Source organism: Paremcibacter congregatus (assembly GCF_006385135.1).
Lineage (GTDB): Bacteria > Pseudomonadota > Alphaproteobacteria > Sphingomonadales > Emcibacteraceae > Paremcibacter > Paremcibacter congregatus.
This window is the reverse complement of the sequence record NZ_CP041025.1, coordinates 3,359,075-3,376,102: the sequence shown is the minus strand read 5'-3', so window position 1 is coordinate 3,376,102 and position 17,028 is coordinate 3,359,075. Positions and strand designations below refer to the sequence as shown.

Genomic DNA, 17,028 nt, shown 5'->3' with positions numbered 1-17,028 from the left:
GATCAGATTACTCCTGCTTCGTTACGCAATTTTTCGACCAGTTCGGCGACGCTTTCGACTTTGATGCCGGCTTCGCGTTTTGGGGGCTCTTCCACTTTCAGGGTGGTCAGGCGGCGGGCGATATCGACGCCGTAATCGCCGGGCTCTTTCGTGTCGAGCGGCTTGCGTTTGGCTTTCATGATGTTCGGAAGAGAGGCGTAGCGCGGCTCATTGAGGCGCAGGTCGGTGGTCACAACAGCCGGAAGGGTGAGCTTCACTGTTTCAAGGCCGCCATCGACTTCACGGGTGACATTGACAGAACCGTCGTCAAGAGCGACTTCGGAAGCAAAGGTGCCCTGGGGCCAGCCGAGCAGGGCGGCCAGCATCTGACCGGTCTGGTTACAGTCATCGTCGATGGCCTGTTTACCGAGCATCACGATGCCGGGGTTTTCTTCCGTCACGATGGCTTTAAGGATTTTGGCGACCGCCAGCGGTTCGACTGCTTCGTCGGTTTTCACCAGGATCGCGCGATCGGCGCCCATGGCGAGGCCGGTGCGCAGGGTTTCCTGAGCCTGGGCCGGTCCGATGGAAACGACAACGACTTCTTCCGCCTTGCCGGCTTCTTTAAGGCGCAGGGCTTCTTCGACAGCGATTTCATCGAAAGGGTTCATGGACATTTTGACGTTGGCCAATTCCACACCACTGTTGTCCGCCTTGACGCGAACCTTGACGTTATAGTCAATAACCCGTTTGACCGGGACCAAAATCTTCATTGGGGTACTTCTCCCATTGTTTGAGCAAGAATATGAGGCATATCCTGGTTTTTATTTCCTTTTATGCCGTTATCTATGCGGTTTGTTGCAGCGCAATATATAGACAGTTAACCCATGCAAAAGGCGCTGTCAATTGAATCAGGCGTTATGATACAGCAGCAGGAAGAAAAATAAACGGCTGTTTGACATTTTTCCGGGAGGGCGATGATAAGAATCACCCTCCAAAAGAAATATGAAAGCAGTCAGGCTGGTGCCAGGAGACGGAAACCTCTGGCCAGGAGGTTTGAAAAAAGCCTGATTTTCGCCCAAAAGGCGATTTTTTTCACTTTTTTTGTCCCGCCGGGAAGGAATGTTTTTTCGCCATAAGGCGGAAGGCGGAATTAAGTTGTTTTGGCGTAAATTTTCATGATACAAATAGGAATTAAATTCTAATAAATCTATTAAAAGAGCACAAAATGAACTTTGATAAGACAGATTTGGCACTTCTTGACTTGCTGCAGAAAGATATTAGTATTTCTATCGATGAATTGGCGCGACGGGTCGGGTTGACCAAAACCCCCTGTTGGCGACGGGTTCAGAAATTGGAAAAGAGTGGTGTCATCAAGGGCAGGGTTGCTCTGCTGGACGGGGATATGCTGGACCGCAAGGTTTCGGTTTTCGTCCAGGTGAAGACCAGCCAGCATAACCGGGCATGGCTGGAGAATTTCTCCCGCACGGTGTGTGATTTTCCGGAAGTGGCGAGCTTCTATCGCATGTCCGGTGAATATGACTATCTGCTGCGGGTGATTGTCCGGGATATTGCGGCCTATGATGATTTTTATCGGCGCTTTATCGAGGCCACGAGTCTCACGGATGTGACCTCCAATTTCGCGATGGAAGAGATCAAAAACTCCACCGAGATTTTTCTCGGGAATATGATCTGATCCGAAACCGTACGCCGCGTCTCTTCACCCGAAGCAATATTATAAACGAAGGGTATCGGCGTGTTAGAAGAATTACAGGGAACGGCAACAGAGAAACTGATCGGGCAGATTCGCACATCGGTGATCGGCGAAGGAAAACTGTTTGGGACACCTTTCGGACAGAAACCATTGATCTATTCCGATTATACCGCTTCCGGTCGGGCGTTGAGCTTTCTGGAGGATTATATACGCGATCAGGTTCTGCCCTTTTACGCCAATACCCATTCGGAGGCCTCCGCCACCGGGCGGCAGTCAACGGCTTTCCGCGAGCAGTCCCGGGCTCTGATCCGCAAATCCATTAACGCCAGTGACGAGGACGCGATTATCTTCTGCGGCTCCGGCGCGACGGCGGCGATACAGAAAATCGTTGATATCCTTAATATCCGCATTCCGGCAAATATGGATGATCGACATGGCTTCTCTCACCAGATTGCGCCAGAAGATCGTCCGGTGGTTTTCGTCGGGCCGTATGAACATCATTCCAACGAGCTGGCCTGGCGGGAAAGCACAGTTGATGTGGTGGCGATCCCTTTGTCAAAGAATGGCGATATTGATCAGGCGGTTCTGGCGCAGGAGCTTGAACGGTATGCAGGACGGCGTCTGATAATCGGAAGTTTCTCGGCCGCGTCTAATGTAACGGGATTGCTCAGTGATGTGGCGGGGTTGACCCGTCTGTTGCATGACCATGGGGCGCTGGCCTTCTGGGACTATGCCGCGGCGGGGCCATATGTTGAAATTGATGTCACGGGGGCGCAGGACGAAAAAGGGAACAGTTCGCTGGATGCGATTTTTATTTCGCCCCACAAGTTTATCGGCGGGCCGGGCACGCCGGGGGTTTTGGTGATCAAACGCAGGTTGCTGACCAACCGGGTGCCGTCGGTGCCGGGCGGCGGCACGGTATCCTATGTTTCGCCGGAAGGACACCAGTATCATAAATCCGGGGAAGCCCGCGAAGAAGGCGGCACGCCGGCGATCGTCGAATCGATCCGCGCCGGCATGGTCTTTCAGCTAAAAGACGCTGTCGGGCCAAAGAATATCGAGGCGTTGGAGCATGACATGATCACCCGGGCGATTGCCCGCTGGTCCCGGCACCCCAATATCCAGATCCTCGGTGATCTGAAGGCGCCGCGCACCTCGATCCTGTCGTTTCTGATCCTGTGGCAGGGCAAACCGTTGCATTTCGGCTTTGTTGATGCGCTGATCAACGATCTGTTCGGCATTCAGGTGCGGGGCGGCTGTTCCTGCGCCGGGCCTTATGGTCATGAACTGCTGCATATCGATCGTAATCACAGCCGGGCGATCACCGACGCGGTGGAAGCGGGGCATAATGCCCTGAAGCCGGGTTGGGTGCGGCTGAACTTCAATTATTTCATCGGCGAGGAAACGTTTGAGTATCTGTTGCGCGCCGTAGAGCTGATTGCCGATCATGGCTGGAAACTGATGCCGCATTATGCCTATGACAAGAAACGCAGTCTGTGGGTCTGTCAGCGGCAGTCGGCCACCTGTTGCGCCGATCTGAATGACATTTCCTTTACGGGCGGGCTATTTTCGGCCCCGCATTGCTGCGACCTTGGGGCCCGTGAAGCCCTGAGCCACTATATCGATGTGGCGGAAAAGTTGTTGCAGGACGAGGGTGGCGATATGGCGGGCTTTAAAACCGCGCGACCTATGGCTCCTCTGCCGCAAGGCTATGCGGAACTGCGCTGGTTTGGTCTGCCGGAAGATTGGGATGAAAATTGGCAGAGAGACGATGATCCCTCTGCCCTGAAAACTGAAAAGCCTGGCCTGTGGACCAGTGTTACGAACTGGCTTTCTTCTGGTCTGCGATCCACTGGTTAACCACCTCTTCGAGAATGGCGATGGGCAGTGATCCGTTGCCGATGATCATGTCGTGGAAGGCGCGCAGGTCGAAATTTTCACCCAGCGTGTCTTCGGCTTTTTGACGCAGGGCGCGGATCTTGATCTCGCCAATTTTATAGGACAGTGCCTGGGCCGGCCAGGTGATATAACGGTCAATCTGGGCAATGACGCCGGCCTCACTCAATCCTGTATTGTCGAGCATATACTGGATCGCCTTGTCCCGCGACCAGCCGAAGGCATGCATGCCGGTATCGACCACCAGGCGCACCGCTCGCCAGGTCTCGTAGGTCAGGCGGCCAAAGTCGCTATAGGGGTCCTGATAGAAGCCCATTTCCTTACCTAAAAACTCTGAATAGAGGCCCCAGCCTTCCGTATAGGCGGAATGGGAGAGGGTTTTGCGGAATTCGGGCACGTTCTGCTCCATAGCGATGGCCGATTGCAGGTGATGGCCGGGGACGCCTTCGTGGAAGGTCAAAGCTTCCAGCGCATAGAGCGGCTGGGCCTTGAGGTTGGAGGTGCCGAGGAAATAAGTGCCCGACGTCTTGCCGTCCCCGGTGGAGGCCATGTAATAAGCTCCCCGTGCGCCCGGTTTGATTTTATAGGTGCCGCGCGGCAGGGTGGCGAAGAATTTCGGCAATTCTCCTTCCACATTCTTAGCGATCAGGGCGGCGCGACCGAGCAATTCTTCTTCTGACGTGGCATAGAAGCGTGGTTCATCGCGCAAGTAGGTGAGGAAGGCCTTCAGATCGCCGGTGAAGCCGACTTCTTTCATGATGGCGGTCATCTCACCGCGGATGCGCGCAACTTCTTTCAGGCCAAGGTCATGGATTTCCTGGGCGGTCATGCGGGTGGTGGTGAAATATTCGATCTCCGCCTGATAGTAGGCCGCGCCGCCGGGCAGGGCGGAAATCGCCACTTCCATGCGGCAGTTTTCCATATATTTCTGGGTATAGAAATCATAGAGCGCCTGGAACTCGGGAATGACTTTTTCCGCGACCAGTTTTGCGCCCTGCGCCCGGTAGGTGGCTTTTTTGTCTTCTGGCATTTGCGCCGGCATTTTGACAAAGGGGCCGTAAAGCGCGCTGTCTTCTGGATCGGCGACAATATGTTGGCTGATGGAGGTTTCATAATCCTCCATCGATTGGCAATAGTGGGTATAGCCGGTGTCGATGCCCTCCTGCAGGAGGGCGATCATTTCTCGGTTATAGCGCGGGAAGTCGGCGAGGCTTATCAGGTAACGGTCATAATCGGCTGCCTCCAAAAAGGACATATTGGCGGGCGCGTCGGCGAAATAGGTGTGATAGCCGAATAGTTTGGTGATCGGGAAGCGGTGGCCCGGTTGGCTATAGCTCTTGGCCTCGGTCTGGCGTTCATATTTAAACAGCTTGTAGCTCACCTGATCAGTCGGTGAAAGCGCGGCTTCCGGGATACTCTTCAGACGGGTGAGGATTGTTTCATTAAACGCCTGCCGCCGGTCGCGGGCGGCCTTGCTGAATTCCGGCAGCCTGCCGTTCATGCGGAAGGTGTCCGGATCGGTGCGGAAGAAGACCCGTTCCTTGCTCGCTTCTGCCCAATGCTCGCTCAGCAGTTCTTTAAAGTCGGAACCGGCATCGGCCCATGCGCCGCTCACAGGTAAAATGATCAACGCCAGAGCAGTCGCCATATGTTTTTTCAAAGACACAGTTATTTCCTTAATTTTGTTTGTTGTTTTGAGCGTGTTTTATATTCTTAGCTTCCTGGGCAGCCATCCAGTCCCGCGCCAGATCTTCCATCACGGCGATGGGCAGGGAACCATTGCCGAGAATCATATCGTGGAAGGCGCGAATGTCAAACTGATCCCCCAACCGCTGCTCCGCTTCACGGCGCAAGGCGGTGATGCTCAGCTCACCAAGCTTGTAGGCCAGCGCCTGTCCCGGCCAGGTGATGTAACGGTCGACCTCGGTGGTGATTTCATGCAGGCTGAGAGAGGTATTTTCGGCCATGAAATCGATGGCCTGCTGGCGCGACCAGCCGAAGGCATGCATGCCGGTGTCGACCACCAGGCGACAGGCGCGCCACATCTCGTAGGTCAGGCGGCCAAAATCGCTATAAGGATCGGTATAGAAGCCCACCTCAAGCCCAAGCCGTTCCGAATAAAGTGCCCAGCCTTCGCCGTAGGCGTTGAAATAATGATATTTGCGGAAATTGGGCAACTCCATTTCTTTCTGGATCGCGCCCTGCAGGTGATGGCCCGGCACCGCCTCGTGATAGCTCAGGGCTTCCAGAGTATAAAGCGGGCGGCTTTTCAGCAAGGATGTATTGATATAGTAATTGCCGGCGGATTTGCTGCCATCCCCCTGTGACGGCATATAATAGGCAGCGGTGGTTTTTTCGGCAATATCGGACGGAATTTCCATCAAGCCATAAGGGTTGCGCGGCAGGTAGCCAAAGAGTTTCGGCAATTGCCCATCCATGCGCTTGGTGATCAGGGCCGCTTTCTCCATCAGGTCCGTCGGGCTTTCGGCATAGAAGCGCGGGTCCGTGCGCAGGAAGACGAGAAATTCGGGGAAAGTGCCTTTGAAGCCGACTTTCTTGATGATTTTATCCATTTCGCCGCGCAGACGCTTGACTTCACTGAGACCGGTGTCGTGAATCTGCTGTGGGGTGAGATCGGTGGTGGTGAAATTGCGGATCAGATAGCTGTAATAATCCTTGCCGCCGGGCAGGCTGGTGATGCCGACGGTCTTGCGGCAGGCGGGGGCGTATTTTTCTGTATATAATTTATAGAGAAGTTGATAGGCGGGAATGACTTTTTCCGTAATCAGGGCGATGCCGCGTTCGGTGACTTTCTTTTGCCGGGCTTCCGACATGTTGGCCGGAAACCGGGTGAAAGGACTATAAAAAGCGCTCGTGGTGACATCTTCGACAATATGGGTCGAGATGGAGGTCTCATAGCCTTTCATGGACGTGCAATAATGGGTGTATCCCTTTTCCACGGCTTCTGCCAGAACCGCCATGTTTTCTGCGTTATAGCGGGGATAGTCGGCCAGAAGACCGAGATAATGCTCATAGTCGGCGGCTTCCATAAAGGGCAGGCTGGCCGGGGTCTGGGCAAAAAACATGTGCCAACCTTCGCGGTTGGTGATCGGAAACAGATAATCCGGGTGACGATAGCTTTCCTTTTCCATCTGGCGCAGGCGCAGGAAAACCTTGTAATTCACCTGGTCCTGGGGGTTAAGTTCTGTGGCTTTGACGCCGGCGAGGCGGGTAAGAAGGGCGTCATTGAAATCCTGGCGCCGCTGCCGCGCCAGCGGAGAATTTTCGCTCAATCGCCCATTGGCGCTGCGATCACCGAGTTCGGAGGCAAACGTCGGGCTTTCCGTCAGGCTTTGGTGCCAGTGGTCATCGAGAATTTTCTTGAAATCCTGCGTATCGTCAGCCCAGGCGGAGGGTGTCGATGCGAGGCCTAATGTGACCCATAAGGCGGCGGACAGAACAGCTTTCTTCATTATTTTTTCCCAATTATCTGAATGTGTTGTTGGGAAGTAGACTATCGGGTTTACCAGACGGCAACAAGTCCAGATGACGATATTTTCTGCCTAATTTTATATAATATACAGTCGATTATTTCAGAGTGAATGTTTTGCCGGGGCCGGGCAGAAGATCGGGGGTGGAAAAACACCGAAACGCTCAGCAAATAAATCTGTAAATAAAAATGACAAAAATGTGAAGGATCACTGCGTTGATCTCCTTTTAGGGCTACTTATATTATGCGAACGCCACTCAGGGTAGCGCATCAGATGAGGGCGGAGGAAGATATCACGACAGGGGTATGACAGATGAATACACAGATGTATGACTTTAAAAGGGGACGGCACCAGTATCAGGACAGAGGCTATTGTGTTCTGCCGCAAATTCTCACACCGGAGGAGGTTTCGGCGCTTCTTCAGGAGCTGGATATTTTGCAGCAGGCGGGGGGCGGTGCGGACATTGACCGTTACCGTGACGATACAGGGTTACTGCGCCGGATGGAACGGCTTTATAATAAGGCGCCCCACCTGAGAGAGATGAATGGGCGTATGGCGGGGTTGCTGAAAAACCTTTTCGGAAGCGAAATGACGATCTTCAAGGATAAGTACAATGTCAAACCGCCGGGGGGCGAAGGGTTTTACGCTCATTATGACGGCATTTTCCAGTGGCGGGACGGGGCGGACCGGGTGCGGCGCGGCTGGTATGAATATGCTGAGGAATTTTATAATGTGCTGCTGGCGCTCGATCCATGCACCCCGGACAATGGCCCGCTGGAAGTGGCGGCCCGGCATGACGGGGGTTTCGAGACACTGCTTAGGAACACCCGGCGGAACGGCACCCCGGAACTGACGGAGAGGGTGGCGGCGCAGGTTGATTTCGAGAAAATTCTGCTCTCTCCTGGTGATGTGGTGATTTTCAGCCACCGCTGCCCGCACCAAAGCGCCGTCAATGCCACGGATCGCAGCCGCCGGATCATTTATTACACCTATAATAAAGCGGCGGACGGCGACTATTACGCCGCTTACTTCCGCGACAAAGCCACCAGCAACAAAGGCAGCCCCACCAGCAAGGCCCTGTCCCGGGCGGGATAGGACGCCGGTTAAGGTTTTGCATGTAAGACTTATTTTGGCTAAGCTGGCGAGCAGTAACTGTAAACCGACAGACCGGGATGTACCATCATGACCGAACCAGAGCTCAGGGCACGGCTCCAGAAAACACCAAAGAACGCGGTGCTGCACCATAATCTGGGCAGTCTGCTCTATCAGAATGGAGACCTGAGTGGGGCGTTGGGGTCTTTCCTCACGGCGTTGATTCTGAAGCCGAAAAACCTGGCTTTTGCCAAAAATACTCTCCACGTTCTGGGGCAAACCAGCGGTTACCAATTGCCTGATGGTATTCTGCATATTTTGGCGCGCTGGGCGGAGCATGATGAGATCAATGTTCAGGATCTGAGCATGGTGGTTCATAATCAATATAGCGCGGCGCCACTGCTTGGTACTCTGCTCAATGTGCTTGATGCATCCGAACAGGACCGGGAGACGATTCTCGCCAGTGATCACTTCGACGCTTTTTTTCAGGATGCCTTGTTGCTGGCGGTCATGACAAGGGCGATTGTCATAACCCCTCTGCTGGAGACAGTTTTGACCCGTTTACGCCGACATGTGCTCGAGCAGAGTATAGAGAAGGGGTTATCTGATCATGCCATGGCCACGCGGGTAGATTTTCTTGCGGCGCTCGCCAATCAATGTTTCAATACAGAATATGCCTATGCGGTGACGGCGGAAGAAATGGCTCTGGTGGATCAGTTGGTGCAAACCGCAGTTGAAGGTCCGCTTAAATGGGCCGTGCTCGGGGCGTATCGTCCCCTGCATGAAGTCTTGCAATCCGCGCCCAGCTATAACAAAAATCAATCCCCGCCGATAAAATTTCTCCTTAAACGCCAATGGTTTGATTCTCATGATGAGGCCGGTTTGCGCAATCAGATTTCCTCTCTGACCACCGTATCGGATGAAACATCGAAGAAAGTACAGCAGCAATATGAGCGTTATCCCTATCCCCGTTGGATCAATACATCTAAGTCCAGCGCTCAATCTTTTGATAAATTCCTTCAAAGCCGGTTTCCTGATCAGGCGCCCTATGCCCGCGCCAAGGGGCCCATAGACCTGCTTATCCCCGGCTGTGGAACCGGGCTGCAGATATGTCGTCTGGCCTCGGGTATTGCGCCCGCCAGGATCACAGCCCTTGATATTAGTTACACCAGTCTCGCTTATGCCAAACGGGCGGTGGCGGAAAATGGTTTTCGCAAACATAAAATTTGCTATTATCATGCCGATATTCTGGCGCTTGATGCGCCGAACCTAGAGAGCGATTATATTGATTGCACCGGCGTATTGCACCATCTGGGGGCGCCGGAACAGGGACTTGCCATTTTGACCCGTCTTTTGCGGCCGGGAGGGTATATGCGCCTGGCCCTATACAGCGAAAGAGGCCGTCAGGATGTGATTAAAGCGCGGGATTATATCGCAGCAGAAGGCTTCCCTGACAGCGCCGAGGGCGTACGGGATTTCCGCCAAGCGGTGCTGAGCTTGCCACCCGATCATCCGGTGGCCAAGGTTGCGCAGAATCAGGATTTTTACAGTATTAGCGGCCTGCATGATCTGGTCTTTAACGTCAATGAGAACCGCTACACGCCGCAGCAGCTTAAATTAATGCTGGAGCGCGCGGGCCTGATCTTTCTGGGCTTTGATCATATGGATCCGGCACTTTCTGGTCGCTATGCCACGGCCTACCCCGGCGATAAATTACAACGGGATTTAGGTAATTGGGATCGGTTTGATCAGGATAACCCCGATAGCTTTGGCTTTATGTATCATTTTTGGTGCCGGAAACCTGTGTCCTGAGCAAGCGCAGTCTTCAGGTTTAAAAAAACTTTACTCGTCAGTAACATTTATGTATTCTGCACTGCACAAGATATAAGGTCCTATTTTTTGAGGTGGATGAAGACGATGACGGATGGTAAGCGGAAAAGCATTTCGGATTGGCAAAATCTGGTGACGAAGGAGCTGCGCGGCAGACCTCTTGAAGACCTGACCTGGGCGACGCCGGAAGGCATTGATGTCAAGCCGCTCTATACCGCCGAAGATGTCGCAGACATTCCCCATATCGATAATCTGCCGGGCTTTTTCCCCTTCACCCGCGGCGTCAAGGGCAGCATGTATGCCGGGCGGCCCTGGACCGTGCGGCAATATGCCGGGTTCTCCACCGCCGAGGCCTCGAACGCCTTTTACCGCCGCAATCTCGCCGCCGGACAAAAAGGGCTCTCCGTCGCCTTTGATCTTGCGACCCACCGGGGCTATGACAGTGACCATCCCCGGGTTCAGGGCGATGTCGGCAAGGCCGGGGTGGCGATCGACAGTGTCGAGGATATGAAGATCCTGTTCGACCAGATCCCCCTTGACCAGATGTCGGTCAGCATGACCATGAACGGCGCCGTGATCCCCTGTCTTGCGTTCTATATCGTCGCCGCCGAGGAGCAGGGCGTGAGCCGCGACAAGCTGTCGGGCACGATCCAGAATGATATTCTGAAAGAATTCATGGTGCGCAACACCTATATCTATCCGCCCGCACCAAGCATGCGGATTATCGGTGACATCATCGAATTTACCTCGAAAGAAATGCCGAAATTCAATTCGATTTCCATTTCCGGCTATCATATGCAGGAAGCGGGCGCGACCCAGTTGCAGGAACTGGCCTTCACCCTGGCCGACGGCATGGAATATGTTCGCACCGCCATGGCCAAAGGTCTTGATATCGACGCCTTCGCGCCGCGGCTGAGCTTTTTCTTCGCCATTGGGATGAATTTCTTTATGGAGGTTGCCAAGCTGCGCGCCGCCCGCACCATCTGGGCCCAGATTATGGAGAATTTCGGTGCCAAGGACCCGAAGAGCATGATGCTGCGCACCCATTGCCAGACCTCCGGCGTGTCATTGACCGAAAAAGACCCTTATAATAATGTGATCCGTACCACGGTCGAGGCCATGGCGGCGACCCTCGGGGGCACCCAGTCGCTGCATACCAACGCGCTGGATGAAGCGATTGCCCTGCCGACGGATTTCTCGGCCCGCATTGCCCGCAACACCCAGATCGTGCTGCAGGAAGAAACCGGTATCTGCAATGTGGTTGATCCGCTCGGCGGGTCCTATTATGTGGAAAGCCTGACCAATGATCTGGTGCAGGAAGCCTGGAAACTAATCCATGAGGTGGAAGAACTCGGTGGCATGACCAAGGCGGTCGAGAGCGGCATGCCGAAACTGCGCATTGAGGAAGCCGCCGCCCTGAAACAGGCCCGTATCGACCGGGGCGACGAAGTGGTGGTCGGGGTCAATAAATACCGGCTGGAGAGAGAAGACCCGATCGATATTCTCGATGTGGATAATGATGCAGTGCGGGAGTCCCAGATCGCCCGCCTGAAGAAGATGAAAGCCAGCCGAGACGAAGCCAAATGTCAGGCGGCGCTCACCGCCTTGACAGACGCGGCCAAAGGCGGTGATAATCTACTGGAGAAAGCCGTGGAAGCGGCCCGCGCCCGCGCCAGCCTTGGAGAGATTTCAGACGCCATGGAAAAAATATTCAACCGCCACCGGGCCGAAGTGAAAAGCATTTCCGGCGTATATGGCTCTGCCTATCAGGGCGATGCGGGCTTCGCCAAGATTCAGAAAGACATCGAAGACTTTGCTGAAAAGCAGGGCCGCCGGCCGCGGATGCTGGTGGTAAAGATGGGCCAGGATGGCCATGACCGGGGCGCGAAAGTGATCGCCACCGCCTTTGCCGATATCGGCTTTGATGTGGATGTGGGGCCTTTGTTCCAGACCCCGGCGGAAGCGGCGCGGGAAGCCATCGAAAACGATGTGCATATCATCGGTGTCTCGTCGCTGGCGGCAGGGCATAAGACCCTGATCCCGCAATTGATCGCCGAGCTGGAATCCCAGGACGCGGATGACATTATCGTGGTTTGCGGCGGGGTGATTCCGGCGCAGGATTATGATTTCCTTCACGACGCCGGTGTCGCCGCCATCTTTGGCCCGGGTACCAACATCCCCGAAGCCGCCGCCCGGGTGCTGGAAGTGCTGAATAAGCGGGGGTAATACCTTGCCTTTCTGTGGCACTATATCGTAGGGGGAACCCAAAGTTCGTCTGATGGCGATTCTCATGGGGATGTCCATAAGGATCCTTACCTGTGCAAGGGAACGGCGCAGATTATTAGGCTGTTTCCTTCAATTCTGAAAACGTCTAGGGTGGCGTGCGGACATTGAAGGAGAGACTGAATGAAAATTATCCGATCAAAAGATTATACGGCGGACACGGCCTGGGGCGCTCTGGATATCGCTGAAATGAACGGCATCACCACCCGCCTGCATTGGACGGACCAGCCTTACATCTGGCATGTCAATGATGGGGAAGAGGTGTTTGTTGTGTTGGATGGCGCGGTCGACATGCATTATAAACAAGCCGGTGACATTCAAATTGTCCGGTTGGGGGCCGGAGATATTTTCCATGCCACCATCGGCACCGAACATGTGGCTCACCCTGTCGGGGAAGCGCGCCTTCTGGTTATTGAGGCCGCTGGCAGCGTTTAATCACAGGGCCAGAAAGTGGAAGGCTGTCTCTCAGATGACTCAGGAGTGGAATGCTCTTTCCTCCTGTGGCAAACAGTGATGATCCGGGGAGGGGTAAGCTGCTCACGCGTATGGATTTAGGTTGAAAAATTACGCAGCTTTGTCTATGTTTTTTGAATAACAACAACACTTTGGGGGAATAACATGTTAAATTTAGTCTTCGCGATAACAGTGGCTTTGGCCTTGAACGGCGGGTTAGTCTCTCTGAGCCATGCGGAAGACGCGCAGAAATCATCACATATTCCGATAGAAGCCTTTGCCCAACTTAAAACCGCCAGCGGTATGCAGCTTTCCCCCGACGGTACACATCTGGCCTTTTTTGTGGTCCACGAAGGACGGCAGGTAATTATTATTCAGCCCCTTCAGGGGAAAACCGCTGGCGTTATTCCGACTGGGGAAGGTGCCGAAATCTCTTGGTTTCGCTGGATCAACAAAACGCGCCTGGCGGTATCCTATGCCTACACCAGCAAACGTTATCTCACGACAACCCGGGAAACGCGGTTATACGGTTTTGATCTCGATGGCAAGAATATGATTAATTTGATTCGCCCCCGAAAGAAGCAAACCATTGGCACGCGTCTCGGCACGGAAAAAGTGCCCGCGCAAATACAGGATAAAGTCGTCGATTGGCTGCCGGAGGACCCGGATCATATTCTACTTTCTTTGGACTCAGATCTTGATGGTAATAGCGAGGTGCGTCTCATTGATGTCGGAAGCGGGCATTTCAGCGAGGTCATTAGGGGCAATGACGGTATCCAGAATTATGGTACCGACCAACAAAATGAAATCCGCCTGGCGTGGGGATATGATCGCAATAGCTTTCAAAACAGATATAAATCCTCTGCAAAAGGCTATTGGCGTTCAATCAGCGACACGCCTTGGGGAGGAAAGGGCATTGATATTGTCGGGTTCTCCCCTGACCCGAAAATAGCCTATGTCAGCGGATACAACGAGAGGGGTCGTAAAGCGATTTTCCAGATCAATCTGGAAACAGATGAAGTTCTTGACCCGATATTCTCTCACGATCAGGTTGATTATGACCATATTGTCAAACATCCGGTAACCGGAAAGCCTGTCGGCGTACAATATACCATAGATCAGCCGAAAATCATCTATTTTGACGATAAACTAACGCGAATACAGGCTACGGTCGATCATGCTTTGCCCAAGACGATAAACAGAGTGGTTGGGCTGCATGAAGGAAAGAAGCTCTATCTGATCCATGCGATGAGTGACGTTGATCCGGGCGTATATTACCTCCTGGATATGAAGAGCAAGGAACTTCAGTTTATTGCCGAAACCATGCCAGGGATTACCCCCAAAGAGATGGCGCCGGTACAAGTTGTGAGTTACAAGAACCGCATTGGCGTGCCGATACCGGGTTATTTGACACTTCCCAAAGGGCGGGACACCAAGAACCTCCCCGCTATTGTCCTTGTTCATGGCGGCCCTCATGCCAGAGATACCCAGATGTTCGATTATATGGTGCAATTCTTGGCCAACCGGGGTTATGCTGTTCTGCAATCAAATTTTCGGGGCTCTGAAGGGTTTGGCAAAGCTTTCGAAAATGCCGGACGGCAACAGTGGGGTGGGCGTATGCAGGATGACGTGACTGATAGTGCGCAGTGGCTGATCGCACAAGGCATCGCCGACCCTAAGCGCATCTGTATCGCTGGGGCCTCCTACGGCGGCTATGCCGCAGCTATGGGCTTGATCAAAACCCCGGACTGTTCCGTTGCGGCATCAGCATTAGCGCCGTGTTGAACATGCCGGGGTTGATTGCCCATGATAGAAAATATATCGGTGGCACCGTCTGGACAAAATCGATGGGACTTAATGGTGTCGATCCGGATGAGGTATCGCCCTATCATCGAGCTGATGAAATCACCAAGCCGCTGCTCATCATCCATGCGGAAGACGACCATCGGGTGCGCTATCGCCAGGCGGAAAAAATGGCTAAGAAAATGAAGAAACAGAAAAAAGATGTGACGCTGGTGACCTTGAAGGACGGTGACCATCATATGGACACAGAAGCCGCCCGTATAGACATGCTTGCCGCCATGGAGAAATTTCTGGAAAAACATTTGAAAGGCGCCAAATAGGGGACAGCAAAAGATCAATTTCGCGGCTGGTTTAAAAAAGTTTCAGGCCTGATTTGAGCCAGCGGATAATACTCACCCCTGATAAATATCCGGGCGGTTGATTTCCATCATGATGTCGGGATTGGCCAGGGCCGTGAAGCCACATTTTTCATACACCCCATGGGCGTCCGAGGTCGCCAGCATCCAGCGGCGCAGGCCCTGCATCTCGGAGTGATCCAGAAGCGCGCGGACCATTTTCTGCGCGAGCCCCTGACCACCATGACCGTCCACTATGAACACATCCGCCAGATAGGCGAAGGTGGCGCGATCGGTGATCACCCGGGCAAAGCCCACCTGTGCTCCGTCTTCCGCGAAGACGCCTATACAAAGCGACCCTTTGATGGCTTTCGCTACTGTTTCACGCGGGATGCCCGGTGACCAATAGGTCTGGGCCAGATAGGCGTGAATAACATCCAGCTGTTGATCGGCGTGGTCAAAACTTAAACGATAGCTCACGGGGTCCTCCTTAAGACCGTCCTTCTTCCGGTTGGGCGCGCATCAGGGTGTAATTGCCTTCATAATCGACGGCCACACCATATTCCGGATCTTCAATCACCGAAACTTCTACGATCTTGCGGGCCTTATGCAGCAGGCGGCGGCAATCGGCGCTCAAATGGCGCAGATGCAATGTCTTGCCGGCGTCATCATAGCGGATGGCAAGCGCGTCAATGGCCTGCAGGCCGGAATGGTCCAGCACCCGGGAATCGAGGAAATCGACGATCACGTCATCGGGGTCCTGCTTGGGATCGAACAGTTCCATAAAGCTCGCGACAGAACCGAAGAACAGCGGCCCGGACAGACGGTATATTTTAGAGCCTTGCGCGTCAATTTCCCGTGTCGCATAAATATGTTTCGACGTCTCCCAGGCGAACACCAGGGCCGAGATAATCACCCCGGCGACCACGGCAATCGCCAGGTCATAGGCCACCGTAATGCCGGTCACGAAAACAATGACGAAGATATCGTGGCGCGGGATCTTGCCGATCAGTTTCAGGCTGTTCCAGGCGAAGGTGCCGATCACCACCATAAACATCACGCCGATCAGGGCGGCGAGGGGGATCTGTTCGATCAGGCCGGAGGCGAACAGGATAAAGGCCAGCAGGCTCAGGGCGGCGACAATGCCGCTGAGCCGCGCCCGGCCGCCGGATTTTACATTGATCATGCTCTGGCCGATCATGGCGCAGCCGCCCATGCCACCGAAAAAGCCGGTGATCAGATTGGCCGCGCCCTGGGCCGCGCATTCCTTGCTGGCGCCGGGGCCGTGCTGTTCGGTGATCTCGCTGACCAGATTAAGGGTCAGCAAAGATTCGATCAGGCCAATGGCGGCGAGAATGATCGCGTAAGGCAGGATGATCCACAGGCTGTCGAGGGTGAGCGGGATTTCCGGGATATGGAACGTCGGCAGACCACCGGCGATGGAGGCCAGATCGCCGACCCGCGGGATGTCGAGATTAAACCCGATCACGATCAGGGTGACGATGACAATCGCGGCCAGGGGACCGGGGACCGCTTTGGTGATTTTCGGCATGACATAGATGATCCCCATGGTCAGGGCGACGAAACCCAGCATCAGAAACAGTGGCAGGCCGTTCAGCCATTCGCCGCTGCTGGTCTTGAACTGTCCCATCTGGGCGAGGAAGATCACGATCGCCAGGCCATTGACGAAACCCAGCATCACCGGATGGGGCACCATGCGGATGAATTTGCCGAGATGGGTAATCCCGGCGATGATCTGTATAATGCCCATCAGGACGACGGTGGCGAAGAGATACTCGACCCCGTGACTGACCACCAGACTGACCATGACCACGGCGAGGGCGCCGGTGGCGCCGGAAATCATCCCCGGTCGTCCGCCGAACAGGGCGGTGACCAGACCGACGATAAAAGCAGCATAGAGCCCGACCAGCGGATTGACCTGGGCGACGAAGGCGAAAGCCACGGCTTCCGGCACCAGGGCGAGGGCGACTGTCAGGCCGGAAAAGCTCTCTGTCTTGATGCGGCTGAAGCTGTTAAAGCCGAATTCCTCGACCCAGCCCCGCGTCGGTTTCGTCGGTTCTGATGTTGCCTGCTCTGTCATGATATTTAACCCTGATGAAATACTTGGTTTACCCTTGTTGTGCCCGCTGAT

11 protein-coding genes and 1 pseudogene are annotated in these 17,028 nt (G+C 54.3%); 7 read left to right on the top strand and 5 right to left on the bottom strand.

Annotated elements, in window-relative coordinates; translation table 11 throughout:
* Positions 1-2: 2 nt before the first annotated feature.
* Positions 3-752 carry an electron transfer flavoprotein subunit beta/FixA family protein gene (locus FIV45_RS14955; protein ID WP_099470806.1) on the bottom strand — a complete coding sequence of 250 codons (750 nt, stop codon included), beginning with the start codon at positions 750-752 and terminating at the stop codon, positions 3-5.
* Between the two features lie 455 nt (positions 753-1,207).
* Here FIV45_RS14955 and FIV45_RS14950 point away from each other — a divergent pair, with 455 nt between their 5' ends.
* Positions 1,208-1,675 carry an Lrp/AsnC family transcriptional regulator gene (locus FIV45_RS14950; protein ID WP_099470808.1) on the top strand — a complete coding sequence of 156 codons (468 nt, stop codon included), beginning with the start codon at positions 1,208-1,210 and terminating at the stop codon, positions 1,673-1,675.
* A gap of 60 nt (positions 1,676-1,735) precedes the next feature.
* A complete protein-coding gene (locus tag FIV45_RS14945; RefSeq protein WP_099470809.1) occupies positions 1,736-3,553 on the top strand; it encodes an aminotransferase class V-fold PLP-dependent enzyme in 1,818 nt (605 codons plus the stop codon).
* On the opposite strand, the gene FIV45_RS14940 is transcribed toward FIV45_RS14945, so the two are convergent.
* Together FIV45_RS14940 and FIV45_RS14935 are read right to left on the bottom strand one after the other, a co-directional pair.
* Entirely contained in the window at positions 3,513-5,237 is a 1,725-nt protein-coding gene (locus FIV45_RS14940; RefSeq protein WP_099471054.1) for a DUF885 domain-containing protein, read from the bottom strand. The two genes, FIV45_RS14945 and FIV45_RS14940, sit on opposite strands and share 41 nt — an antisense overlap.
* 28 nt (positions 5,238-5,265) lie before the next feature.
* The gene (locus tag FIV45_RS14935) at positions 5,266-7,062 is read right to left on the bottom strand and encodes a DUF885 domain-containing protein (RefSeq protein WP_099470810.1); all 1,797 of its coding nucleotides are present in this window, start codon (positions 7,060-7,062) and stop codon (positions 5,266-5,268) included.
* Positions 7,063-7,392: 330 nt separating this feature from the next.
* Between FIV45_RS14935 and FIV45_RS14930 the strand changes: the two genes are divergently transcribed.
* The 5 genes and pseudogenes from FIV45_RS14930 (at position 7,393) to FIV45_RS14910 (ending at position 14,861) form a co-directional block, all read left to right on the top strand.
* Positions 7,393-8,175, top strand: a complete 783-nt coding sequence (locus FIV45_RS14930; protein WP_099470811.1) for a phytanoyl-CoA dioxygenase family protein — start codon at positions 7,393-7,395, stop codon at positions 8,173-8,175.
* Between the two features lie 87 nt (positions 8,176-8,262).
* Positions 8,263-9,984: a class I SAM-dependent methyltransferase gene (locus tag FIV45_RS14925; RefSeq protein ID WP_099470812.1), complete on the top strand. Its 1,722-nt coding sequence runs from the start codon at positions 8,263-8,265 to the stop codon at positions 9,982-9,984.
* 105 nt (positions 9,985-10,089) lie between these two features.
* Positions 10,090-12,228: a methylmalonyl-CoA mutase gene (scpA, locus tag FIV45_RS14920; RefSeq protein ID WP_099471055.1), complete on the top strand. Its 2,139-nt coding sequence runs from the start codon at positions 10,090-10,092 to the stop codon at positions 12,226-12,228.
* A gap of 180 nt (positions 12,229-12,408) precedes the next feature.
* Positions 12,409-12,720 carry a cupin domain-containing protein gene (locus FIV45_RS14915; protein ID WP_099470813.1) on the top strand — a complete coding sequence of 104 codons (312 nt, stop codon included), beginning with the start codon at positions 12,409-12,411 and terminating at the stop codon, positions 12,718-12,720.
* A gap of 183 nt (positions 12,721-12,903) precedes the next feature.
* Positions 12,904-14,861 (top strand): annotated as a pseudogene (locus tag FIV45_RS14910) (alpha/beta hydrolase family protein).
* A gap of 72 nt (positions 14,862-14,933) precedes the next feature.
* On the opposite strand, the gene FIV45_RS14900 reads toward FIV45_RS14910, so the two are convergent.
* Both FIV45_RS14900 and FIV45_RS14895 read right to left on the bottom strand, forming a co-directional pair.
* Complete coding sequence (locus tag FIV45_RS14900; RefSeq protein WP_099470816.1) at positions 14,934-15,356, bottom strand: GNAT family N-acetyltransferase; 423 nt, start codon at positions 15,354-15,356, stop codon at positions 14,934-14,936.
* Between the two features lie 10 nt (positions 15,357-15,366).
* Positions 15,367-16,977, bottom strand: a complete 1,611-nt coding sequence (locus tag FIV45_RS14895) for a SulP family inorganic anion transporter (RefSeq protein ID WP_099470817.1) — start codon at positions 16,975-16,977, stop codon at positions 15,367-15,369.
* Positions 16,978-17,028 lie beyond the last annotated feature (51 nt).